Source organism: Bacillus sp. A260, from assembly GCF_009861435.1.
In the GTDB taxonomy this organism is placed as follows: domain Bacteria; phylum Bacillota; class Bacilli; order Bacillales; family Bacillaceae_G; genus Bacillus_A; species Bacillus_A cereus.
Genome location: NZ_CP046398.1, coordinates 341,928 through 367,305, shown reverse-complemented (window position 1 = coordinate 367,305; position 25,378 = coordinate 341,928). Strand labels below are relative to the sequence as shown.

The window sequence follows — 25,378 nt, the reverse complement described above, 5'->3', positions numbered from 1 at the left end:
ATGATCTTCTTTTTGAAATGTATATCTAGGTTTTATTATATCTTGTTAGCACTTTGAGTCAATGTTTCTAACTATTATCGTAATATACTTCCTAATTATATATTTGAGATGACAAAAATTGTTCAAAAAATTTCCGATTCATTTTATTTTATTTATCACAAAATTCTTTGTAAAATAGAAGTAAGCAGTTCCTTTTCAAAACCACAACTTCTAAGAAATATCTCCTTCCTAAGAAATTAAACTTACACACTATCTCTAACATACACACTAAACTTTCAACTACTCATCTAAAATTTATAGACTTAAAATTACCTTTCCATTCCCTGTTAGTCTTAATTGAGAATAAATATTAATTAAATTGGTATAAAGTTGGTTTATTCTCTTGACAAAATAACCACTTCTATATGATAATTAATATCGAATTAGAATTATTATAGTTAATTAAAAAATATATTTTATGAGCACACTATTTTTTGATGCTCAAAACCAACATTTAGGAGGAATTTTAACATGTTATTAATCGGCACAGAAGTAAAACCGTTTAAAGCTAATGCTTACCATAATGGAGAATTTATCCAAGTTACTGACGAAAGTTTAAAAGGAAAATGGAGTGTAGTTTGTTTCTACCCAGCTGACTTCACATTCGTTTGCCCAACTGAACTTGAAGACTTACAAAACCAATACGCAACTCTAAAAGACTTAGGCGTTGAAGTATACTCTGTATCTACAGACACTCACTTCACTCACAAAGCATGGCATGATAGCTCAGAAACTATCGGCAAAATCGAGTACATCATGATTGGTGACCCAACTCGCACAATCACTACAAACTTCAACGTTTTAATGGAAGAAGAAGGTCTTGCTGCTCGTGGTACATTCATCATCGATCCAGACGGCGTTATCCAATCTATGGAAATCAATGCTGACGGTATCGGCCGTGACGCAAGCATTCTTGTTAACAAAATTAAAGCTGCTCAATACGTACGTAACAACCCAGGTGAAGTTTGCCCAGCTAAATGGCAAGAGGGTTCTGCAACACTTAAACCAAGCCTTGACCTTGTAGGCAAAATCTAAGGAGTTCGATCAAAATGATACTAGATGCAGATATAAAAACACAACTATCCCAATACCTTCAATTAATGGAGAACGATATTTTACTTAAAGTAAGCGCAGGAGACGATAACGTATCTAAAGATATGTTAGCTCTAGTAGACGAATTAGCTACTATGTCATCTAAGATTACAGTAGAAAAAGTTGAATTAGAGAGAACACCAAGCTTTAGCGTAAACCGCCCTGGTGAAAACACTGGTGTCGTATTCGCTGGTATTCCATTAGGACACGAATTTACATCATTAGTGTTAGCTTTACTACAAGTAAGTGGACGCGCTCCAAAAGTTGAACAAAAATTAATCGATCAAATTAAAAACATTCAAGGCGAATATCATTTTGAATCTTATATCAGCCTAAGTTGTCATAACTGTCCTGATGTTGTACAAGCTCTTAACGTAATGAGCGTTCTTAACCCTGGTATTACACATACTATGATTGATGGCGCTGCATTCAAAGAGGAAGTAGAAAGCAAAGACATTATGGCAGTACCAACTGTTTACCTAAACGGCGAATCTTTCGGAAGCGGTCGTATGACACTTGAAGAAATTTTAGCTAAAATGGGTAACGGTCCAGATGCATCAGAGCTTTCTGATAAAGATCCATACGATGTTCTTGTTGTTGGTGGCGGCCCTGCTGGTGCAAGTGCAGCAATTTACGCAGCACGTAAAGGCATCCGCACTGGTATCGTTGCTGAGCGCTTTGGTGGTCAAGTAATGGATACTATGGGCATTGAGAACTTCATCAGCGTGAAAAAGACTGAAGGTCCTAAGCTAGTAGCAAGCCTTGAAGAGCACGTAAAAGAATACGACATCGATGTAATGAATCTACAACGTGCGAAACGTTTAGAGAAAAAAGAACTTATTGAAGTGGAACTTGAAAACGGCGCTATTCTGAAAAGTAAGAGCGTAATCGTTTCTACAGGTGCTCGCTGGCGTAATGTTGGCGTACCAGGTGAAGCTGAGTTCAAAAATAAAGGTGTAGCATATTGCCCACACTGTGACGGTCCATTATTCACTGGAAAAGACGTAGCAGTTATCGGCGGAGGTAACTCTGGTATTGAAGCAGCTATCGACTTAGCAGGTATCGTTAAGCACGTAACTGTTCTTGAATTCATGCCAGAATTAAAAGCTGATGCTGTATTACAAGAGCGTCTTAACAGCTTACCAAACGTAACTGTTCTGAAAAACGTTCAAACGAAAGAAATCACTGGTACTGATAAAGTAAACGGTATTTCTTACATCGATCGTGAAACTGAAGAAGTTCATCACGTTGAATTACAAGGTGTATTCGTACAAATCGGTCTTGTGCCAAACACAGACTGGTTAGGCGAAACAGTTGAACGCGTTCGCGGTGAAATCGTAACAGACAAGCACGGCGCTACAAACGTACCAGGAGTGTTTGCTGCAGGTGACTGTACAAATAATCCGTACAAACAAATCATCATCTCTATGGGTTCAGGTGCAAACGCAGCTTTAGGTGCATTTGATTACTTAATCCGTAACTAATAAAAAAGACGCGCTACCTATTGGTAGCGCGTCTTTTTTATTATATTTCATGTAAATAGTTATCAAGTTCCTTCCAACTCATTACTGTATAAGGTGTACCTACATTCAATACTACTTTTACATTTTCTGCTACTATTTGCATTCTCTTAGTTGGATTATCTCTTTTTCCTGAAGGATAAATAGCAAGTTTCATCATTTCTTGCTTTCCATCTTCATAAATCCTTTTCTTTAAACCAAATTGGTTAATTTGTTCCTTTGAAGGAACTTCTTTGCCTTCCCAGTCACATATTTCAAATAGAGGATACCTATCTCCGTGCCATTCCTCAATAATCTCAATTACTTTAAGAATAATACAACTCCCTGATACTAATTCATAACTAACAGCATCACCTGCTTTTAAAGAAGTATTAGCTATAAATCTTTTCGGCACTTTTTTAGCTTCTGGCTGCCGAGAATGTAACTGCTCTCTTAGTTTATTTAAAACTACTTCACGTTTCTTCTGTAATTTAGGTTCTTCTTCCCAACGGGCTAAATCTGCACCACTTTCTATTATTTGCAATGCCTCCTGCTTAACATTCTCTTGAAGTCTCCCTAACCTCCATTGTATGGAAGCAAATACTAACCAAAAAACAATAGTCTCTTCATTATCTAATTCATTCTTGTATTCCTCAATTACAATCCTACTTGCGTCCTCATTTGAATATTCATTTGCTAACAAATCCTTATACAGTAACTTAATATCTTCAGCAATATCGTCTGATAATATTGCTACTCCCCAAGCCCCCATACATTAACACTCCAATCTATAAACTAAAAACCTCTCATTCCCATTCTTCTCATAAGCACCTGGCAATCTAACTTCTTTCTTCAGCTCAAACGCAGTCTGATTTTCTAAGAAGAAAATATAGTCCTCAGAAGGATAATATAAAATAATATCCACTTCTCTCCCCGTTTCTTCTACTGAAAGCAAAATGTTATTTACTACATTCATAAACACTTGTACAGAAAATGGATTAAAGAAATAAAACCTATTATCATGTGGATCAATCTCATATTCCTGCGCTAAACAACATTGGAATTGAATTTTCCCCTTACTGTTTCGTGCCTTTCGTGCATAACGATCTCGATTATCCATCGCTTCTTTATAAAACTCTTCATTCATTTCAATTCCAACTGCTGAAGCACCACATTTATGATGCATATAAAAGTTTAATCGCCCTTTTCCGCACCCAAAGTCTACAATTCGGTCGCTACTTCGTATTTCATATTGATTCAATAACTCATCTAACCCGCTATACGGTGTCGGTTCATAGCGATGATAATGCATAGACTTGTTAAACCCTTTTTGCTCACCGACTGTTTTTATATGTAAAACTGCATCGTAATATTGTTCGTTCATTCGTTTTCTCCTATTAAAAAATGGTACTTATTATTATACACCATGTACTGGAGGCTCATTTTTCATCAAATTAATAGGTACGTGAAATTATATTAACGATTTTCTTAATATATCTATCGTAACTTCAAATATATCAACGATTTTCTCAATATATCTATCATAACTTCAAATATATCAACGATTTTTCAAATATATCGATTTACCGACAATTCACGACAAAAAAACAGGAGCTCTTTAGCCCCTGTCTTCTAACACTTTCAATACAGTTTGTTTCAATATTTCTACCCCATCCATAATACAACTATGATCAAACCTCATATACGGATGGTGTAATCCAGGTTGTAGGTCTGCTCCTAGTCCAAGCATGACAGCTTTTAAATGTGGTCTTTTCACTGTATAGTAATGGAAATCATCGCTTCCTGTCGTATAGAGAGGCCCTGTGCATCTCTCTTCCCCATACACTTCGAGAATACCTTTACGCATAAAGCGCTCTGCTTCTTCGGAAACCTCTGCTCCTGGTGCAAGATCCATCCATTCGTATGAAGTTTTCGACCCCATCGATGCAGCTGATTCTATTACATGCTCAATCTTTTTCTTTAATTCTTCTAATAGTATATTACTCTCAGCTCTTACATCTAAACTGAAATGACCATTTCCCGGAATGATATTTAAATTATCACCACCTGCTTGGCATCTCGTCATTTTTACTGAATAGGAACTTTGCGGTGGCAGCCAAATATTTTTCAAACCGATATTAATCATGGAAATGACATCAATTGCATTCACACCTTGGTGTGGTCTTGCCCCGTGTGCATCCTCCCCATGAATCATACCCTCTAAAAATCCTGCTGCTCCATGGCGAATAGATGGGGCTGCTTGTTTCAAAGATAGTTCTTCAATTGGTCTTAGATGGACGCCAAATAAGAAATCAGCATCATCTACAGCACCTTTCTCCACCATCTTCAAAGCACCATTCCCCTTCTCTTCTGCCGGCTGAAAAATAAATCTAACCGTACCACTTTTCCATCTCATATTTTTCAATTGTAAAATAAGTCCCATTACAATGGTCATATGAGCATCATGGCCACATGAATGGTTCGCTTTAAATTCTCCATTTACTTCTTGCCAAAGTGCATCCATATCAGCACGAATCGCAATAACTGGATTCCCGCCTCCAATCTCAGCAATTACACCTGGACAATCATCAAATGTTCTATATGAAATTCCTTCTTCTTTTAAAAAGTCAGTAATATACGCTGTCGTTTCATATTCTTTCCAACTTACTTCAGGGTTTTCGTGTAAATGCTGAAAAATCTCCGTTAAGCGCTCTTGTAGTTCTAATGTTTTCAACGTTCCAGTCTCCTTCCCACATTACAAACGATTCGGGTTAATTATACTTATGAAAAACAGATGTTTTTATGAACATATTGAATTTTAAGAAAAAAGTCAATTATTTATTTTTAAATACTTAAAAAGCTTACTCTGCACTTATATTACAAACTAAACAAACAACTAGAACATTCCTTATTTTCTGTTTTTTATGTTGACGCTTACATAAACTTTTAGTTATCATAACCTAATAAACGTCTATTTTACGACAATTCTAAAAATACAAACAAACATACGTAACAAGGAGGAACTTTATGAAAAAAGAAATACCTTTTGGAATAGCGATTATCCCTATTATCATTACCGTTGCAGTTATGATGGTTACAATTGTTGTATTAAAACAAACCCCTCACGTTCCACTTATTATTGGTACAACCGTTGCTTCTATTGTCGCTTGGCGTTACGGTTACAAATGGAATGATCTTGAAGAAGCAATGTATAAAGGGATTCGTCTTGCATTACCCGCTATCGTCATTATTATTCTTGTTGGCTTAACAATTGGTGCTTGGATTGGCGGTGGAATCGTCGCAACGATGATTTATTACGGTTTAAAACTTTTAACTCCATCACTATTTTTAGTTTCCATTACCGTCATTTGTTCTATCGTAGCATTAGCAATTGGTAGCTCTTGGTCTACAATGGGCACAATTGGTGTTGCTGGAATGGGAATTGGCCTAAGTATGGGAATTCCAGCTCCAATGGTTGCTGGTGCCATTATTTCAGGCTCTTATTTTGGCGATAAAATGTCACCGCTTTCAGATACAACTAACTTAGCCGCAGGATTAACAAATACAGATTTATTCGCACACATTCGTCATATGTTATTTACTACAGTTCCAGGTTTAATTATTACTCTTATCGTCTACGCAGTCTTAGGAAAAAGCTTTGGCGCTAACAATATTGATGCGAAGAGCATCGATCAAACGTTACAAGTATTGCAACAAAACTTTGTTATCTCGCCTTTTCTACTCATTATACCCGTAGTCGTTATGGTATTGGTCGCTAAAAAAGTCCCTGCTATACCAGCGATTCTCGTCGGTATTATTTTAGGATTCTTATCACAAGTCTTTATTCAAGGTGGTTCTGTCTCAGCATCTGTCGGTGCACTCCAAGCTGGATTTGTTATAGACACTGGAAACAAGCTAGTAGACGAACTATTTAACCGCGGTGGCTTAGATTCGATGATGAATACAGTCTCTATGACAATTGTCGCTATGACTTTCGGAGGAGTATTAGAACATACAGGTATTCTTCGCTCAATTGTAAATCAAATTTTAAAGTTAGCGAAATCAGCAAAAGGGCTTATCGCTTCTACTATCGCATCTTGTTTTGCAACAAACCTTACTTGCTCTGAACAATATATTTCAATTGTTGTCCCTTCAAGAATGTACGCAAATGCCTACACGGAAAAAGGACTACATTCAAAAAACTTATCCAGAGCATTAGAAGATGGTGGAACATTAACTTCTGTCTTCGTTCCTTGGAATACGTGCGGTGTATTTATTCTCGCAACACTTGGCGTAGGTGCATTTGAATATGCTCCTTATGCTATTTTGAATTTCATCGTACCTATTATCTCAATCATTTATGGTATAACAGGCTTCACAATTGTAAAACTATCAGACATTGAAAAAGCAGAACTACTAAAGAAACAAAAAGCTCAACTAGAAGCTTAAAAATAGCGGTAAATTCAGTTCATATAGTGCACGAGGTCGCCCTTGTTGATAGGGCATTTCCTCGCCGCAAATATGAGCATACCCGTAATCAACTAATTTCTTTAACAACCTTTCTGTCGATCTTCGAGTTACTTGTAAGTACTCAGAAAGGTCAGCTGCTGTAAACTTCAATGACGGGTGCGATTGACTAAATTGAATGATTTTTGACAAGTTGGCCGGACTAAGCTTTGTTTCCTTCGCTATTTTCATTAGTTCCGGATTATCATTTTTCAAACTTTGTACTCTCTGTTCTTTCGGGAACGGACCAAACAAATCTTTATCACTTGTTAGTATATAAAAACAACGATCTATTGGATTGTTCTTTGCAAAACTTTGAGCGATTTTTGCATTTTGCTCCGCTTCTTTCACGGTTTTCCCATAACCAAATCCAATAGCTATCGTTCCTTCTACGCTCGCAAACAAGTTATCTATCGCATTTGTTTTAATAATTGATTCGATATCACCACGAGTTGTATACAAAATGCATGTCATTTCATCCACTTGTTTAAATGAACCACGTAGTTCTTTTGAAATGACATCTAGTTTTTCAAGCAAACTCGTTCGTAATTCTAAGGAAGAAATAATACAAGCACCAACAGTAGCTGAATAGCTTTTTGCTAACTCAGCTTTTATTTTTGCATCTTTTAGCCCATGTATAATGGATTGTGTTGGATCAATCATACGCTCTGAAGGAACACCTATTTTTTGAAGCTCGTCGTAAACAGCGTGAATACTAGTTAAAGCTAAATGAGCCTCTCCAGATTGATATTTAGCTACATGAAAATCGATAACTCTATTTATTTCATCTTTACTCCACAGCATATTTTCATAATCCAACACTTGCGGGCTTTCTTTTATACCGATATCATGGAACACATTTGTAATAAACGAGCGGTCTACTAAATCGATGGAAATGTTATGTGGTTGAATACTTTGATGATACATGATAGAAAGAATTGAAGATGCGACAGTTGTCTCGTCTTGCTGTAAGTATGTACTTGGAATTTGTAATTGTTCTCTTATTTCTTTTGCCATATAATAAGGTAAAGCACCTGAGAAAAAGATGACATCACAAGGCTTTAAACACTTTAATAGTTCAGAAGATTCCGCCGGATGAAGGTAAATATATGGATCAATTTCTATTCCTTCTAATTTTTGAGCAATAGGAAAAAGGTTCTCCATAAACTCCCTTGAACCGACAACTGCAATTTTTATCATCATTTTCTCTAACTCCTTATCATTAATTAACGACTATTTAACGTCAACTATATCAAATGTATAAAACTATTGTAAACAGGAAGGGGTCTCTATTCAATGAAAATTACAGCTATTCATCTTTACGCAATTCGTTTACCGCTTCACAATCCGTTTGTTATTAGTTATGGCTCTTATTCTGATATGCCCTCTATTATCGTCAAAATGGAAACAGATGAAGGTATTATCGGTTACGGTGAAGGCGTTGCTGATGATCACGTCACAGGTGAATCATGGGAAAGTACTTTCTATACTTTAAAACATACGCTAACCCCTGCTCTAATCGGGCAAAATCCAATGAATATCGAAAAAATACACGACATGATGGACAATACAATTTACGGTGTTCCAACAGCGAAAGCCGCAATTGATATTGCTTGTTTTGATATAATGGGCAAAAAACTAAATCAACCTGTATATCAATTAATTGGCGGGCGCTACCATGAAGAATTCCCTGTCACTCATGTTTTAAGTATTGCCGATCCAGAAAACATGGCTGAAGAAGCTGCTTCTATGATTCAAAAAGGTTACCAATCTTTCAAAATGAAAGTTGGTACAAATGTAAAAGAAGATGTGAAACGTATTGAAGCTGTACGAGAACGTGTAGGAAATGACATCGCTATTCGCGTTGATGTAAACCAAGGCTGGAAAAATAGCGCAAACACATTAACAGCACTACGTTCATTAGGACATTTAAACATTGACTGGATTGAACAACCTGTTATCGCGGACGATATTGATGCCATGGCTCATATTCGTTCTAAAACAGACCTCCCGCTTATGATTGATGAAGGACTAAAAAGTTCTCGTGAAATGCGCCAAATTATTAAATTAGAAGCTGCTGATAAAGTAAATATAAAACTAATGAAATGCGGCGGCATATATCCCGCTGTAAAGCTCGCTCATCAAGCAGAAATGGCAGGCATTGAATGCCAAGTGGGATCAATGGTCGAATCATCTGTTGCCTCTTCCGCAGGATTCCATGTCGCTTTCGCAAAGAAAATCATTACGAGCGTAGAGCTAACAGGGCCATTAAAATTCACAAAAGACATCGGAAACTTACATTACGACGTACCATTCATTCGCTTAAACGAAAAGCCTGGACTCGGCATTGAAATAAACGAAGATACATTACAAGAACTCACCGTCTTTCAGGACATTGTACGCTAAAGGAGGACTAACGCATGACAGTTCTATACAAAGGAACATTAAAACAAAATAACAATCCATTTCACGTTACATTACTATCACTAGAGCACATCGAGCAAATCTTATCACTACAAAACATTGTAGTTGAAGCACTAGAAGATAAAAGTCGTTTACAACCACTCTCACAAGAAGAATTTCAATACATTCTAGAAGGAAACGGCATGATGATCGGCGCTTTTATCGAAAACGAACTCATCGCATTTCGCGCTCTACTCGTCCCTCCTATCGACGATGAACATTTAGGGCTTGATATTGGTCTATCAGAAAGTGAACTGCACCGCGTCATCTATCAAGAAATCTCAAACGTTCATCCGAACTGCCGAGGAAATGGTATGCAAAAAATATTAGCAAACGTCATCATGGACGAATTGCAAAAAGAAGACAGCAAATATGATTACGTATGCTGCACCGTTGCTCCTTTTAACATCCCGAGTTTGAAGGATAAGTTTGCGCAAGGGATGGCGATTGCTGCGCTAAAGGAGAAGTATGGTGGTAGTCTGCGGTATGTTTTTGTGAAGAAATTGCGCGGAGATAAAGAAAGCGATTGGACGGATATTCAAAGTATTCTAATGAGTGATGCTAGTGGACAGCAGGCTTTGCTTTCGGAGGGGTATCTTGGGTATGAGATGGAGAAAACAGCAGATACTTTCATTGTGAAATTTGGGCGATAATCTATATACTCGAAAAGAGGAGATGTCTGCTGTGACCTCTTCTCTTTTCGATTTGTTGAACAATCCTGTGGTAAATGAAATTATATCAACGATTTTTCGAATATATCTATCATAACTTACAATATATCAACGATTTTTAAAATATATCTATCAAAACTCACAATATATCAACGATTCGACAAGAAATATCGATTTACAGACAAAAATCGATATCCCTTCCTAAATCGTCATCTTCCAACTAGATAACGCTAACCAATTCTCCATTTCTTTATAATCAGGCATTATCTTCCCGACAAGACGCCAAAAAGATCGATCATGATTTAAATGAACCATATGACACATTTCATGAACAACCACATAGTCAATTACTCGCTGTGGTGCCATTGCTAGCTTCCAATTGAATGTTAGTTGTAAATTCGAATCGCAAGTACCCCAAGTACGACTACTATCTGTAATACGAATAGAACGTGGTTTTGTTTTGAAATTACTTTGATGCACTTTAATACTCTTCTCTACTAAAGATTTACACTGCTTATAGTAAAATCGTTTTAAAGCTTGTTGTATTTTCTCATCCTTAAGCTCTTTCACATAAATATGTAACTTATCCCCTTCAAAAATCGCATTGTCTTGCTCAATGCTTGCATCTTGGGAAATCTGTATCGGATACGTATTCCCTAAATACAAAAAGCCCTCTCCTTGATCATAATCCTTTTCCTGTGGTCCACGCGCTCGCTCCGCCATTTCCTTACGTGTTGTCTGAATCCAATCCCACTTTTCCTCTAGCAACTGAACTAAGTATTCAACAGGTGTCCCTTTCGGAGCCTGCACTTCCACATTTCCATACGAATCCACAAAAAGACGCACGGACTTTTTCTTCTTATAAGTTATATGAAAATTAATTGTCTCACCTAAATATGTATGTACCATTTCATCACCTGGCATAGTATTTTTACAAATAAAAAAGAGTAGGATACGAACGTCCTACTCTACCTATTATATCATTTACTGCTTTAACGAACTCATTATCCTCTATACTTTACACCTAATCCCTTAATGAAATTCCTTGCGTATCTATCGCCACACTCTTTGTAATTTTTATGGCCTTTCTTTCTTAATAGAGCGCCTAACTCTCCTTTTGTTACCGTAACGCCTACGCTATCTAATATATCAAGTACATCCTCACTCGTTAAAGATAGTGCGATTTTCATTTTCTTTAGAAGAAGGTTATTGGCACTCTCCTTGCTCTGTACAGGTGCAGGCTGCCCTGGTTTCGGATCTTGCTTTCCTCTTTTTAAAGTAATAAATCCATTTAAAAATGCCTCTAACATCATCATATCGCATGTTTTTACGTACTCATCTTCAGCTACCTCATCATTTTCAGCTTCATGCTGAGGAGCTCTCTTTATTTTTGTAAGCATATCAACTACGTCTTCTTTCGTTACTTCCATCCCGCCAAGTTTAAAGATTTCTACCATATCTATGTCTTTTATATCTAAAGCGTATCTTACTCTTTTTAATATATCGTTGTTGCTCATTGCCATTGGGTTTCCTCCTGAAATGTTGATTATTTATTCAGCGGTTAAAGTTTATGCTATAACCTGCTTTAAATTATCATGTTTAATCTAACCTTTTAGTTATTGTCCGCTAAATTAATACTTTAACATTTTAAAGATATGTTTTATAGTCTTACCCGAACTTTTCTCTATCATTGTATCTACAGAGCTCTTACATGTTTTTTATATGCCTATAAAAAGATTTCTCTCTTAACATTAACTAAAAGAAAAAAACAGTGTTTTGATTTCTCAAATACACTGTTCTTTTCCAGCTCTGCACTTATTTTCAACTCACTCATGTCATGCACTACATATGAAATGATTTAACTGCTTAAAAGTTAAACCGTCTCACTATCCTGAGCCATACCAACACTATCCTCAAACTTATCCAACAAAGCACGCACCTCATCAGTCGATTTCGTACTCATCAATTGATTTCTCAATTCAGCAGCTCCAGGGAAGCCTTTTACATAAATTTTAAAGAAGCGATGAAGTCCTGTGATTGAGCGTGGCAGTACTTCTGCATATTGATCTTGTAAATCAAGTTGTAGTCTTAAAAGATCTAGATGTTCTTTACTGCTATGTTCCCTTGGCTCTTTTTCAAACGCAAATGGATTTTTGAAGATGCCTCGTCCGATCATTACGCCATCAATGCCGTATTTTTCAGCAAGTTCCAGCCCCATTTTACGATCAAGGATGTCTCCATTGATTGTTATTAACGTATTTGGTGCAATGCGGTCACGTAATTTTTTAATTTCCGGAATTAGTTCCCAGTGCGCATCTACTTGGCTCATTTCTTCTCTTGTACGTAAGTGAATAGAAAGGTTTGCAATATCTTGTTTGAAAATGTGCGTTAACCAATCTTCCCACTCGCTTAACTCTTTAAAGCCAAGTCTTGTTTTTACGCTGACAGGTAGTCCACCCGCTTTTGCTGCTTGGATAAGTTCTGCTGCAACGTCTGGACGTAGAATAAGGCCACTACCTTTTCCTCTTGATGCAACGTTCGGAACTGGGCAACCCATGTTAATATCGATACCTTTAAATCCTAGCTCTGCCATACCGATACTCATTTGACGGAAGTATTCAGGATTGTCTCCCCAAATATGTGCTACCATCGGTTGTTCGTCTTCTGTAAAAATTAAACGGCCACGTACACTTTTCATACCTTCTGGATGGCAATAGCTATCCGAGTTTGTAAACTCTGTGAAGAATACGTCCGGACGACCAGCTTCACTTACTACGTGACGGAACACAACGTCTGTCACATCTTCCATTGGTGCAAGTACGAAAAATGGTCGTGGTAATTCACGCCAAAAATTATCTATCATTTCAAATTCAAATCCTCTCACTATGAATACAATTTCAAAATCTCAATTTATAATTTGTGAAAATCAGCAATATTTATTTTAACTAAAATCGCTTATGAATGGTATTTTTGTAAACCAAAAAGCAGGTGGTATAGATTTTTTCTATATCAACTGCTTTCCTATTATACTAACTTAAGCCAAGCCACACACTCCACATGAGTCGTATGCGGGAACATATCAACAGGTTGTACTTCCTGTGTTTTATATCCACCTTCTTCTAGTACTTTTAAGTCACGTGCTAATGTTGCTGGGTTACATGATACGTATACGACGCGGTTTGGCTTCATGTCGATGATTGTGTTTAGTAATGCTTCGTCACAGCCTTTACGCGGTGGGTCTACGACCATTGTGTCGGCGATTACGCCTTCTTTGTACCATTTTGGAATAACTACTTCAGCTTCTCCTACGCCAAATTCAGCGTTTGTCATGTTGTTTAGTGCTGCGTTTCGATTTGCGTCTTCAATTGCTTCTGGGACGATTTCAACGCCGTACACTTTTTTCGCTTTTTGCGCTAGGAATAACGAGATTGATCCGATTCCGCAATAGGCATCGATTACTGTTTCGTTACCATTTAATTTTGCGTATTCTAACGTTTTATCGTAAAGCACTTTCGTTTGCTCTGGGTTTACTTGATAGAATGAACGTGCTGAAATCGCAAATTTAATGTCACCGATAAAGTCATAAATGTATTCTGATCCGTACAGTACTGTCGTTTTGTCTCCGAAAATTACATTCGTACGCTTCGTATTTACGTTTTGAACAATTGATTTTACTTCTGGGAATTTCGCTGCAATTTCTTCAATAATTGCTTTTTTGTTCGGCAATTCTGCTGTACGCGTAATGAAGACAAGCATAATTTCCCCTGTTACTTGTCCGTAACGAGCCATTACGTGACGAAGTGTTCCTTTGTTACGCTCTTCGTTGTACGCAGTGATACCGTGCTTTTCACAAATACGTTTTACTTCTTGGATTAATGTATCGTTTTCTTCTGCCTGAATTAAGCATGATTCCATATTAATGATGTCATGCGTTCCTTGGCGATAAAAACCAGCTACAAGTCCGCCTTCACGTTCTCCGATTGGTACTTGTGCTTTATTACGGTATACCCACGGATTCTTCATGCCAAGTACAGGATGAACAGGAACATCACCTAGTCCTCCGATACGCTGCATAACGTCACGTACTTGTTTTTCTTTCGCTTGTAATTGTCCTTCATAAGTTAAGTGCTGAAGCTGACAACCGCCGCACTGATTATATACTGGGCATTCAGCATCTTTACGATATGGACTTTCTGTATGAAGCTTCATTAAACGACCAAATGCAAAGTTTTTCTTCACTTTAATAATTTTAATTTGCGCTTCTTCACCTGGTAATCCGTTTTTAACGAAAATAGGATAGCCCTTTACTTTCGCAACACCGGCACCATCATGTGTTAAATCTTCAAATACTACATCTATAAACTCGTTTTTCTCAACTGGTGGCGTCATTTTAGTACTCATTTTCCGACCTCTCTTTTTCATAACACTGCGTTACATTTTATCATACTTATATGGTCTTTTTCTATTGGAAGAAAAAAAGCTATTGACGATACTTCTCTGTTAATGTTACGCTACTACTAATTTAATACGGACGATGTTACCTCATATATACTTGATAATATGGATCGAGAGTTTCTACCCGGCAACCTTAAATTGCTGGACTATGGGGAAAACTAATGAATATTAGCCTATGCGCAAAAAAGGACTCATATTGATTAGCTTTCTCTCATAGATGAAAGTGAATCCATATGGGTCTTTTTTTATTTTTATTTTTCTAAAAGGTCAGACATCTTACGTATGACATAAAACCTCGTTCTTTTATTTTTAGTAATATAACGAGCGTTTTATGTACAAACTTTATACGAACTTCTGAAAGGGGCAACTACATGCAATATGTAATGAGCATTATCGGTATTCTTGCCGTGTTAGGTTTATGTTTTGCTTTGTCAAACAACAAAAGTAAAATCAACTTCCGTGCAATTGCAATTATGATTGGTTTCCAAATTTTAATCGGTTGGTTTATGTTTGCTACAAAGATTGGTCAACAAATCATTATTTTCATTAGTAAAGTTTTCAACAAACTAATTAAACTTGGTACGACAGGTGTCGATTTTCTCTTTAATGGAATTCACAGAGATTTTGTCTTTTTCTTAAACGTATTATTAATCATCGTATTTTTCTCAGCACTACTTTCAATCTTTAGTTATTTAGGTGTTTTACCATTCATCGTTCGCGTTGTCGGCGGTGCAATTTCAAAAATTACTGGTTTACCACGCGTTGAGTCATTCCACGCAGTAAACTCTGTATTCTTCGGTTCAAGTGAAGCATTAATCGTTATTAAAAACGATTTACAGCATTTCAATAAAAACCGTATGTTTATCATTTGTTGTTCTGCGATGAGCTCCGTTTCTGCTTCTGTTACAGCATCATACGTAATGATGTTAGATGCAAAATACGTACTAGCAGCTCTTCCGCTAAACTTATTCTCAAGCTTAATCGTTTGTTCGTTATTAACACCAGTTGATACGAAGAAAGAAGATGAAGTGATTCAGAAATTTGATAGAACTCTATTCGGAGACAGCTTTATCGGCGCAATGATTAACGGTGCGCTTGATGGTTTAAAAGTAGCTGGTATCGTTGCCGCATTAATGATCGCCTTTATCGGTGTGATGGAAGTTGTAAACTACGTAATTAGTGCAGCTTCAGGCGCAATGGGACATGCTGTTACTTTACAACAAATCTTCGGTTACGTACTTTCTCCATTCGCATTCTTAATGGGTATTCCAACTCAAGATATTATCCCAGCTGGTGGTATTATGGGTACGAAGATTGTTTTAAACGAGTTTGTAGCAATCCTTGATTTAAAAGACACAGCTACAACATTAGCTCCACGTACAGTTGGAATCGTTACAGTATTCTTAATTAGCTTCGCAAGTATTAGCCAAATTGGTGCAATCGTTGGTACAATCCGTGCCCTTTCTGAAAAGCAAGGAAGCGTTGTTTCTAAATTTGGTTGGAAAATGCTATTTGCATCAACACTTGCTTCTATTTTATCTGCGACAATCGCTGGATTGTTTATTTAATAAAAAATCACCTTACTTTAACAAGTAAGGTGATTTTTTTGATTCTTTATGAAACCGAGTGAAATTCAACTGCTTCTTCTGTATTGATAATCCTATCTTTATATATACCTTTTATTGAAATGTAAATGATAGATTTGTTTATGTTTTTTAACTTTCCTAATGAAAAATGATAAAGTAATCCATCGCTTTTTAAAGTCCACATCTTCCCACTCCATGGACCAGTAGCTTTTTGTTCATCCGACGCCTTTATTTCACCTTCATATTCGCATTCTCCCAAAGGAGTTTTAATTGTATTCTTCTCTGTATCAATTCGAATATTTTTAATTAGCTTCAAATTTTCATCAGAGAGAATTTGAATTTCATGATCTTTCTTTTTAAAAAAGAGTTTTCCGTCTTTGGTATTTATATATTCTGCATTATCCATTTTATCTATCATAAAATCATATTCTTCTTTTGTAATACCTAAGTTTTGATGATAAGGAAACGTTTTTTTCGGTATAATTTCTTCTTCGGCATACTTCAAATACCAATCTAAATTATTTGTAATACTATTGCTCATTTTATTTCCGATTTTCTCTAATTTCTCTTTTATCTCATAAGGAAATTCTAGTGTCATAATATCCGCCGTCACTTCCGCATTCATAAGATGCGATGGAATATACTCTTCCACGCTATTCGCTTTACTCACTTCACTTTGACAACCAACTATAAATAGCGATATAAAAAAGATATATATTATTTTTTTATATTTCATTTCTATTCTCCACTCCATACATTATTCTTACTTAGTTTTATAGCGGTTTTCATTATAGTATAAAATCTTTATATTTTAATAAAATACATATACTTATGCAAAATTGCATATTAATATGTATTCTTCTTACTTTAAAATTAGCTTAAATCATTTTCCAAATTATACAAATAACAAGTTAAAAATGTTATAATTTTCAAAAAAACCATTGGAGGATATTATGAAAGCCCACGCAATTTTCGATTTCTTACATTTACTAGTCTTAACGCTGAAAAGCTATTATGTATGGGGAATGCCTATCTATGTCTTCATTATTCCTCTTATCTTTGTAGTCGGTTATATTATTATTAATTCTAATAAGAAACAAAAAAATACATCTATTCAAAGTCACTAATCTATTACCTTAATAGCCTCCTAAAAATCATATTCCCCTCATTTTCTTCAAATGATATGATGAACAAGGGTAAATCCCCACCACTCTTATAGCGGTGGGGATTTTAATGTCAATATGCAACATACTACACAATAGAAGGTGATTTTTATGAGAAAATACGCAGCAATTGCTTTATGTACGTCTGCCATTCTAGCAGGCTGCAATACTAGCAATGTAAGCCAAGAACCTAAAAAAGAGAAAAAGGTTCAAGAAGTAGCTATACAAAAAGAGGCTCTACAAGAACAAGGTAAAATTTCTTATACTCCCATCACACACGAATCTACAAACACAAGTATTCATATTACAGACTTAAAAGATTCTTTAAATGAAGTACAATATAAAATTTGGCGCACAGCTGATGGAAAGGAACGTGCTAAATCTTTTTCTTCTAAAGAAAAGGAGAAACAATTTACAATTCCTTTTGACATAAAAGAATTTGAAGGAAAACGCGGTGAGTTCCAAATTGAAGCAACAGGAATGAAAGAAGATGGGAAAACAATCCCGCTTACGAAATCTACTATTACTTTCGAACAAAAGGTTCCTGTTCTTATGTATCACGCAATCGATGATTATCATGGTCACGGTATTAAAGACTTATTCGTATCACCAGCTAACTTTGAAGCACAAATGAAACATTTAAAAGACAATGGTTATACGCTTTTAACGTTTGAACGCTGGGGCGATATAAATAAAGTAAATAAGCCGATTTTCGTTACATTTGATGACGGTATGAAAAATAATATGAATGCATTTCGCGTTTTACAAAAGCTAAAAGATGATACTTTTAAACCGGCAGCAACAGAATATATGATTGTTGATAACGTTGATGTAGAAGGAGCATTGTCTACTTCTGAAATAAAAGAAATGGTTGATTCCGGCATTTTCTCGGTGCAATCTCATACTGCAACACATGCAGACTTACCGAAAATTACAAACTATGAGGAAGAGTTAAAAGGTTCAAAAGAAAAACTAGAAAAAATAACAGGTAAGCCTGTTATCGCGATTGCTTATCCATTCGGTCATGTAGATGATAAGGTTGTTACAGAAACGAAGAAGTATTATCAATTTGCGACGACGACAAAGCCTGGGCAATTCATTACGAAGGGTGAACCTAATGAATTGTTAAAGATGAAGCGCGTTCGTATACACCATACAACGACTGTAGAGCAGTTTGCTTCTTCAATTAAGTAAATATAAGGGCTCAATACATTTTGAGCTCTCTTTTTACTTTATATTTATATATATTTTTAGAATTTTCTTGTATTATATATAGTAAGAAATCTTTCAAATTAAAGGAGATTATACATATGTCATTTGAACAAACGTTAGAGAAATATGCTGCTCTTGCAGTTAATGTTGGTGTTAATATTCAACCTGGACAAACTTTATCAATTAGTGCACCTCTTGAAGCTGTACAATTTGTACGCCTCGTTACAGAAAAAGCATATAAATCTGGTGCAAAACACGTATATGTAGATTGGAATGATGAGACGTTAACACGCTTAAAGTTCGATCTAGCTCCTGAAGAAGCTTTCGCTGAATTTCCATCTTGGAAAGCACATGCTCGTGAAGAATTAGCAAAAGAAGGCGCTGCATTTATGTCTATCTATGCAGAAAACCCTGATTTATTAAAAGGTGTAGAAGCATCGCGTATTGCAACAGCTCATAAAGTAGCTGGAGAAGCAATGAAAGTATACCGTGATTACGTACAAGCAGATAAAGTAAGTTGGTGTGTCATTTCTGTTCCTACGAAAGAATGGGCTGCGAAAGTATTCCCTGACGTAGCGCCAGAAGAACAAGAAGCAAAGTTATGGGATGCTATTTTCAAAGCTACTCGTGCTGATTTAGAAAATCCTGTAGAAGCATGGAAAGAACATGATGAAACATTACATACAAAAGTGGATTACTTAAACGAAAAGCATTATAAAGCTCTTCACTATACAGGTCCTGGAACAGATTTAACAATCGAACTTCCAGAAAAACATGTATGGGCTGGTGCTGGTAGCTTAAATGAAAAGAACGTACCATTTATGGCTAATATTCCAACTGAAGAAGTATTTACAATGCCACTTAAAACAGGTGTAAACGGCCAAGTTTCTAGTACAAAACCGTTAGTATTTGCAGGTAATATTATCGATAATTTCACGTTAACATTTGAAAACGGGCGTATCGTAGACTATAAAGCTGAAGCTGGTGAAGAAGCTTTAAAACATTTAGTAGAAACAGATGAAGGTTCTCACTTCTTAGGAGAAGTAGCTTTAGTACCTCATGACTCACCAATTTCAAACACAAATGTTTTATTCTACAATACACTATTTGACGAAAATGCATCTTGCCACCTTGCAATCGGAAATGCTTATGCATTTAACTTAGTTGGCGGAAAAACAATGTCTAAAGAAGAACTTGCTGAAAACGGCGCAAACGCTAGTATCACACACAACGACTTCATGATTGGATCAGCTGAGCTTGATATTGACGGTATTACTGCTGATGGCAGACATGAGCCTATCTTCCGTAAAGGTAACTGGGCGTTTTAAATTTATTACCATAAAGAAACACATTGGATAATCCAATGTGTTTCTTTATTTATTTGGTCTCAATTCAAATTTTATCGTTCTATTTTCATGCGTAAACTCCGGTCTATACGTAGCGATATACGTATTTTCTTTCGCTACGTCAAATAGCATGATATCTTGAATTTTTTCATCTGGTGCTAACTTTTTACTAATAAAGCTATCAGGATTATTATATTCTTTAAATCTTGTACCTTTCTTATCGGTAATCTCAAATTCATAAAATGCAAAAGGTATTTCCTTTTTACTATTATTTTCTACTTTGAAAATAATCCCCAAAATCTCCTCTTTCTTTTTATTCTCATCATAATCCGGATATCCTAATTTAACTGAATCGATAGTTACTTGCAAACCATCTACGTCTACTGTCTCCCCTATTTTATACACTTTATCTTGAACATCTTCTTGTTTACTTTCATTACTATCTTTAGTCTCAGTGCAAGCACTTAAACTAAAAGCTATGCCAAAAATTAAAACAATTTGACTTACCTTTTTTAACATACTCTTTCCTCCACATAAGACAATATTTCATATGTATCATAACAAAACGCTTTACTCTTTTTTGTCATATTTTGTCGTATTAATTGCTAACTGCACAAATAGAAAAAAGCTATCTTCTACAAAAGATAGCTTTCATGATGCCGATGAAACCTTAAGTCCAATGACACCCAAAACAATAAAAAGAATACAAAATGCTTGAAATAAACTAATATGCTCTTTAAAAAAGTACACACTGATGATTGTAATAAGTAATGTTCCAACGCCAGACCAAATAGCATAAGCAATACTTAAATGAATCTTTTTCACAACGATGGCAAACACGCTGAAACAAATCCCATAAAACACGAAAATCAGTACACTTGGAACGAGCTTTGTTAAACCATTTGATAGTTTCATCGCAATTGTTCCAGCTACTTCAAAAATAATTGTAACAAGTAATAATAGCCAATATACCATACTAGAATCTCCTTCTCTGTTACCTTATAGAGATTCTAGTATACTACTTATAATCCCAATGAAATATATTTAATTTCTAAATATTCCTCGATGCCGAAATGGCCTCCTTCACGACCGATACCACTTTCTTTAAATCCACCAAATGGTGCTTGTGCAACTGATGGAAGACCATCGTTTAGACCGATAATACCGTACTCTAACGCTTCACTAATTTGGAATGCTTGGCTAATGTCTTTCGTGAAAATATACGCAGCTAAACCGTATGGTGTATTGTTTGCACGTTCGATTACTTCATCAACTGTTTTAAATTTCGCAACTGGTGCCACTGGCCCAAATGTTTCTTCATTCATACAAAGCATCGTATCATTTGCCAACCCAATTACAGTCGGTTGAATGAAATGTCCCTCTAACTCTGCGACCTTTTGACCACCATATAAAACTGTTCCACCTTTTTGAATAGCATCTTCAATATGTTCTTGTACTTTTGAAACTGCATTCTCATCAATAAGTGGCCCGACAGTCGTTCCGTCACCGAAACCGTCTCCTACTTTCAACTGCCCTACTGCCTTTTGGAACTTCTCTACAAATACTTCGTATACTTCTTCTTGAACGAATACTCGGTTTGTACATATACACGTTTGTCCTGCATTACGGAATTTCGAACCAATCACCGCTTCTACTGCTTTATCTAAATCTGCATCATTCATTACGATAAACGGAGCGTGTCCCCCTAACTCAAGCGAAACTTTTTTCATCGTTTGCGCCGCACTAGCCATTAACTCTTTCCCGATTTCCGTTGACCCTGTAAAGGACACTTTTCGAACGCGACCATCTTCCATCCATGTATCAGCAATTGCTTTTGCACTACCTGTTATGATATTGATTACGCCCTTTGGAATATCTGCTTCATGGGCTAATTCAGCTAATTTCAATGCAGTTAATGGCGTTTGACTTGCCGGTTTCACAACGGCTGTACAGCCTGCTGCAAGCGCTGGGGCTACCTTTCTCGTAATCATAGCAGCTGGGAAGTTCCAAGGTGTAATAGCTGCCATAACGCCAACTGGTTGCTTCATAACTAAAATGCGCTTATTCGGATGAGCAGCAGGAATCATTTCACCATATACGCGTTTCCCCTCTTCTGCATACCATTCAACAAAACTGTTTGCATAATTTACTTCACCAAGCGCTTCTGCAAACGGCTTCCCTTGTTCCTTCGTCATAATCGCTGCGATCTCTTCTTTATTTTCATCAATAAGCGTAAACCACTTTTTTAACTTCGTTGCACGATCTGCTGCCGTTAACTTAGACCACGTTTTAAAAGCTTCATGTGCAGCATCAACAGCTTGCTTTGCCTCTGTTACTCCGCCTTTTGGTACAGTTGCAAATATTTCCTTCGTCGCAGGATTATTTACTTCAATTTGTTCTTGTAGTGTAATCCACTCACCATTTATATACATCGCCTTTTTATCTATACTTACGAAAGTCGCCTTTTTATCCAATGTTTTCTTCCTCCTCTATGAACTTCTTAATTTTTCTAGTAGCAGCAGATTGACTAATTTGCAAAAACTCAGCCACTTTATAACTTGATCCATACGTTTTATACGCTTTAAGAATTATATTTCTCTCTACCTCTTCCAGCATTTTATAAAGGCTTTGCCCCGATTGTTCAACTGCAGCCTCTTGCATAGAGAGTGGCAAATCCTCTACCGTTACAACATCATCAACAGTAATAACAATTCTCTCAATTACATTCTCTATTTCTCTATTGTTCCCTTCCCACGGATATCCAACAAACATTTGTAACGTACTCGGCGCTAGTTTCACATCACGTCCGTACTTTTTATTAAAGTGCTGCAAGTAATGATAAATAAGCGGCAAAATATCTTCTGTTCTTTCCCTAAGCGGGGGAATTGCAATTGGAATGACATTCAAACGATAGTATAAATCTTTCCGAAATGTTCCTTGTTTCACCATCTCGCTTAAATCTCTATTTGTTGCCGCCACAATTCGAACATCTACTTTTTTTAATTCTCTTCCGCCTATAGGACGAAATGTTTTTTCTTGCAATACTTGCAAAAGCTTCGCTTGAATTTCAAGCGGCATTTCACCGATTTCATCTAAAAAAAGAGTTCCTTTATGCGCGGATTCTAATAGTCCCTTTTTCCCTTCACGATTCGCACCTGTAAAAGATCCACCTGAATATCCAAAAAGCTCCGATTCAATTAAATTAGTTGGTAATGCCGCACAATTAATTTCATAGAAACTTTCATGCTTACGGTGACTCACTTCATGTAAATGGCGTACTAATCGACTTTTTCCTACTCCAGTCTCGCCTAAAACGAGAACAGTACTATCCACTACAGATACTTTTTTGATTGTATCGACTATTTTTTGCATAGCTAGACTTTTAAAAATAAGTCCTTCATGCTCATATGTTTCTCTTAATTCTTTTTTATATGTTTTTAGCTGATTATCCATTTCCTCTACCTTTTGACGTAATTGATAGAGTTCAGTAAGGTCGCGAGAATAACTAATCACTCTTCTTAAATTTCCCTCATCATCAAAAACAGGCCTTGTACGAACGTGTAAATACTCTCCTGATTTTGTCGTTTGAACGAGTTCAATTGGCCTCTTTTTTTCAATCACTTCTAATGTCGCTGATGGATAAAAGATTCCATCCTTTTGTAGTTCTTTTACATGCTTACCAACTAACTCTTCTGCAGCTAGTTGGTAGTGCCTTTCACATGTACTATTTACACGCACAACGATTCCTTGCTCATCTGTAACAAAAATTTCGTCAAACGCATATTCAAATACATCTTTTAAATCCATTAACACTCGTTCCTTTTCTGCAACCATCCTAGCCACCCCTAACTTCAAATCCATCGATCCACTTCACTACCTTTATTATAAAGTGAATTTTCTGCATTTAATATAGAGTCAGCTAGAATGTTTGCTATTTATACTTCAGTTTTTAAACGCGAGCGATGTTTGTTTGCTCATAACAAGCTTGCAATGATTCTTCAATTATTGTTAAACCTTCTTCAAGTTGCTCATCTGTAATAACTAAAGGCATTAACACACGGATAACATTTCCATACGTCCCTGCTGATAATAACAGTAACCCACGCTTATTTGCTTCTGCACATAGATTAGCCGTTAACGTTTTGTCAGGTGCTTTCGTCTTACGATCTTGAACGACCTCAAATGCACACATTGCGCCTAACCCACGCACATCACCGATGCAATGATATTTATTTTTCATCTCTTCGAATCGGTTCATTACGACTTTTCCTAATTCTATCGCTCTATCATTTAATTTCTCATTTTCTATTACATCGAGAACAGCTAATGCAGCCGCACATCCTAATGGACTTCCTGCATACGTTCCACCAAGTTCACCTGGTGCAGACTCATTCATAATTTCTTTACGTCCAATGACACCACTTATCGGTACACCAGCACCTAATGATTTAGACACTGTAATTAAATCTGGAACGACATCATAGTGATCAATTGCAAAATATTTTCCTGTACGACTAAAGCCTGTTTGTATTTCATCCGCTACAAATAAGATGCCGTTCTCTGAACAAATGCGGCGTACTTCTTGGACAAATTTCTTACTTGGGACGATAAATCCACCTTCCCCTTGAACAGGTTCCATTACAACAGCTGCAATTGTTTCTGGTGCTACTTCCGATATGAAGAAGTTCTTAAACTCTTCAATAATAAAATTATCATACTGCTCTTCCGTTAATCCCTCTGGGCGACGGTATTCGTATGGAAATGGCGCTTTATATACTTCTGGAGCAAAGGGACCAAACCCAAATTTATATGGCTTCACTTTACTTGTCATCGTCATTGTCATTAATGTACGCCCGTGGAAACCTTTAGAAAATGCGATAATACCAGGTCTCTTCGTATATTTACGAGCGATTTTCACCGCGTTCTCAACTGCTTCTGCACCACTATTTAAAAACAGGACTTGCTTATCGAAACTTCCTGGTGCCAATGCCGCAAGCTTTTCTGCTAATTCAATATATGGCTCATACATCATGACGTTAAATCCAGTATGAATGTATTGATCGACTTGTTTATGGAGCGCTTCTTTAACCGTTGGATGACAATGCCCTACGTTAATTGTCCCGATTGCTCCTGCAAAATCAATGTACTGATTGCCATCAACATCTGTTACAAGAGCACCATTGGCAGATTGTACAAACGTTGGGATGCCGTTACTTACTCCTTTTGGTACTATATTTTGACGGCGTTCTAATAAAGATGCCGCTTTCGGTCCTGGAATTTGTTCATTTACTTTAGCAAATTTTTTTGTGTTCATTGCGTACCCCATCCTTTTCTTTACATTGTTTT

General features: G+C 36.5%; 23 protein-coding genes and 1 riboswitch. Of the genes, 9 read left to right on the top strand and 14 right to left on the bottom strand.

Going from position 1 to position 25,378, the window contains the following annotated elements:
* The first annotated feature begins 510 nt into the window (after window positions 1–510).
* The gene (gene ahpC, locus GD442_RS01960) at window positions 511–1,074 is read left to right on the top strand and encodes an alkyl hydroperoxide reductase subunit C (protein WP_000924420.1); all 564 of its coding nucleotides are present in this window, start codon (window positions 511–513) and stop codon (window positions 1,072–1,074) included.
* Between the two features lie 14 nt (window positions 1,075–1,088).
* Window positions 1,089–2,615: an alkyl hydroperoxide reductase subunit F gene (gene ahpF / locus GD442_RS01955; protein ID WP_000599508.1), complete on the top strand. Its 1,527-nt coding sequence runs from the start codon at window positions 1,089–1,091 to the stop codon at window positions 2,613–2,615.
* Between the two features lie 40 nt (window positions 2,616–2,655).
* On the opposite strand, the gene GD442_RS01950 is transcribed toward ahpF, so the two are convergent.
* The 3 genes from GD442_RS01950 to GD442_RS01940 form a co-directional block, all read right to left on the bottom strand.
* Entirely contained in the window at window positions 2,656–3,402 is a 747-nt protein-coding gene (locus GD442_RS01950) for a hypothetical protein (RefSeq protein ID WP_000501503.1), read from the bottom strand.
* 3 nt (window positions 3,403–3,405) lie between these two features.
* The gene (locus GD442_RS01945; RefSeq protein ID WP_001005624.1) at window positions 3,406–4,014 is read right to left on the bottom strand and encodes an SAM-dependent methyltransferase; all 609 of its coding nucleotides are present in this window, start codon (window positions 4,012–4,014) and stop codon (window positions 3,406–3,408) included.
* Window positions 4,015–4,248: 234 nt separating this feature from the next.
* The gene (locus GD442_RS01940; RefSeq protein WP_000853516.1) at window positions 4,249–5,364 is read right to left on the bottom strand and encodes a M20 peptidase aminoacylase family protein; all 1,116 of its coding nucleotides are present in this window, start codon (window positions 5,362–5,364) and stop codon (window positions 4,249–4,251) included.
* A gap of 293 nt (window positions 5,365–5,657) precedes the next feature.
* Between GD442_RS01940 and nhaC the strand changes: the two genes are divergently transcribed.
* Window positions 5,658–7,079, top strand: a complete 1,422-nt coding sequence (nhaC, locus tag GD442_RS01935) for a Na+/H+ antiporter NhaC (RefSeq protein ID WP_000711522.1) — start codon at window positions 5,658–5,660, stop codon at window positions 7,077–7,079.
* Here the strand turns inward: nhaC and GD442_RS01930 are convergent.
* The gene (locus GD442_RS01930; protein WP_086408067.1) at window positions 7,068–8,339 is read right to left on the bottom strand and encodes a transcriptional regulator; all 1,272 of its coding nucleotides are present in this window, start codon (window positions 8,337–8,339) and stop codon (window positions 7,068–7,070) included. The genes nhaC and GD442_RS01930 overlap by 12 nt on opposite strands.
* 93 nt (window positions 8,340–8,432) lie before the next feature.
* Here GD442_RS01930 and GD442_RS01925 point away from each other — a divergent pair, with 93 nt between their 5' ends.
* Complete coding sequence (locus GD442_RS01925; protein WP_086408068.1) at window positions 8,433–9,542, top strand: mandelate racemase/muconate lactonizing enzyme family protein; 1,110 nt, start codon at window positions 8,433–8,435, stop codon at window positions 9,540–9,542.
* Window positions 9,543–9,556: 14 nt separating this feature from the next.
* On the top strand, window positions 9,557–10,252 hold the full coding sequence (locus GD442_RS01920) for an N-acetyltransferase (RefSeq protein ID WP_078187439.1): 696 nt from the start codon (window positions 9,557–9,559) through the stop codon (window positions 10,250–10,252).
* 219 nt (window positions 10,253–10,471) lie between these two features.
* Here the strand turns inward: GD442_RS01920 and GD442_RS01915 are convergent, their stop codons facing one another.
* The 4 genes from GD442_RS01915 to rlmD all read right to left on the bottom strand — a co-directional run bounded on the left by GD442_RS01915 (window position 10,472) and on the right by rlmD (window position 14,671).
* A complete protein-coding gene (locus GD442_RS01915) occupies window positions 10,472–11,179 on the bottom strand; it encodes a M48 family metallopeptidase (protein ID WP_074553589.1) in 708 nt (235 codons plus the stop codon).
* 95 nt (window positions 11,180–11,274) lie between these two features.
* The gene (locus GD442_RS01910) at window positions 11,275–11,793 is read right to left on the bottom strand and encodes a YehS family protein (protein WP_001251702.1); all 519 of its coding nucleotides are present in this window, start codon (window positions 11,791–11,793) and stop codon (window positions 11,275–11,277) included.
* A 350-nt stretch (window positions 11,794–12,143) separates the two neighbouring features.
* Window positions 12,144–13,133 carry a tRNA dihydrouridine synthase gene (locus tag GD442_RS01905; RefSeq protein WP_071714721.1) on the bottom strand — a complete coding sequence of 330 codons (990 nt, stop codon included), beginning with the start codon at window positions 13,131–13,133 and terminating at the stop codon, window positions 12,144–12,146.
* A 161-nt stretch (window positions 13,134–13,294) separates the two neighbouring features.
* Window positions 13,295–14,671 (bottom strand): 23S rRNA (uracil(1939)-C(5))-methyltransferase RlmD, encoded by a 1,377-nt coding sequence (gene rlmD, locus GD442_RS01900; RefSeq protein WP_000105032.1) that lies wholly within the window; start codon window positions 14,669–14,671, stop codon window positions 13,295–13,297.
* 121 nt (window positions 14,672–14,792) lie between these two features.
* A riboswitch (purine riboswitch) is annotated at window positions 14,793–14,894 on the top strand.
* Between the two features lie 202 nt (window positions 14,895–15,096).
* Here rlmD and GD442_RS01895 point away from each other — a divergent pair.
* Entirely contained in the window at window positions 15,097–16,293 is a 1,197-nt protein-coding gene (locus tag GD442_RS01895; RefSeq protein ID WP_001200491.1) for a NupC/NupG family nucleoside CNT transporter, read from the top strand.
* 46 nt (window positions 16,294–16,339) lie between these two features.
* On the opposite strand, the gene GD442_RS01890 is transcribed toward GD442_RS01895, so the two are convergent.
* On the bottom strand, window positions 16,340–17,047 hold the full coding sequence (locus tag GD442_RS01890) for a hypothetical protein (RefSeq protein WP_078404135.1): 708 nt from the start codon (window positions 17,045–17,047) through the stop codon (window positions 16,340–16,342).
* Window positions 17,048–17,264: 217 nt separating this feature from the next.
* Between GD442_RS01890 and GD442_RS27575 the strand changes: the two genes are divergently transcribed.
* The 3 genes from GD442_RS27575 to GD442_RS01880 all read left to right on the top strand — a co-directional run bounded on the left by GD442_RS27575 (window position 17,265) and on the right by GD442_RS01880 (window position 20,014).
* Window positions 17,265–17,438, top strand: coding sequence for a hypothetical protein (locus GD442_RS27575; RefSeq protein WP_000643592.1), 174 nt, complete (start codon window positions 17,265–17,267; stop codon window positions 17,436–17,438).
* A gap of 147 nt (window positions 17,439–17,585) precedes the next feature.
* Window positions 17,586–18,668 carry a polysaccharide deacetylase family protein gene (locus GD442_RS01885; protein WP_159365031.1) on the top strand — a complete coding sequence of 361 codons (1,083 nt, stop codon included), beginning with the start codon at window positions 17,586–17,588 and terminating at the stop codon, window positions 18,666–18,668.
* 116 nt (window positions 18,669–18,784) lie between these two features.
* Complete coding sequence (locus GD442_RS01880; RefSeq protein ID WP_000007349.1) at window positions 18,785–20,014, top strand: aminopeptidase; 1,230 nt, start codon at window positions 18,785–18,787, stop codon at window positions 20,012–20,014.
* 45 nt (window positions 20,015–20,059) lie between these two features.
* Here GD442_RS01880 and GD442_RS01875 read toward each other — a convergent pair whose 3' ends face one another.
* From GD442_RS01875 to gabT, 5 genes are all read right to left on the bottom strand, one after another.
* A complete protein-coding gene (locus GD442_RS01875) occupies window positions 20,060–20,551 on the bottom strand; it encodes a DUF4352 domain-containing protein (protein WP_000915110.1) in 492 nt (163 codons plus the stop codon).
* 132 nt (window positions 20,552–20,683) lie between these two features.
* Window positions 20,684–21,007, bottom strand: a complete 324-nt coding sequence (locus tag GD442_RS01870; RefSeq protein WP_000263262.1) for a DMT family transporter — start codon at window positions 21,005–21,007, stop codon at window positions 20,684–20,686.
* Between the two features lie 47 nt (window positions 21,008–21,054).
* Complete coding sequence (gabD, locus tag GD442_RS01865; protein ID WP_000358132.1) at window positions 21,055–22,506, bottom strand: NADP-dependent succinate-semialdehyde dehydrogenase; 1,452 nt, start codon at window positions 22,504–22,506, stop codon at window positions 21,055–21,057.
* Complete coding sequence (locus GD442_RS01860; protein ID WP_000225136.1) at window positions 22,499–23,866, bottom strand: sigma-54 interaction domain-containing protein; 1,368 nt, start codon at window positions 23,864–23,866, stop codon at window positions 22,499–22,501. The genes gabD and GD442_RS01860 overlap by 8 nt, the downstream gene beginning before the upstream one ends.
* A gap of 115 nt (window positions 23,867–23,981) precedes the next feature.
* Entirely contained in the window at window positions 23,982–25,346 is a 1,365-nt protein-coding gene (gabT, locus tag GD442_RS01855; RefSeq protein WP_002182397.1) for a 4-aminobutyrate--2-oxoglutarate transaminase, read from the bottom strand.
* Between the last annotated feature and the right edge of the window lie 32 nt (window positions 25,347–25,378).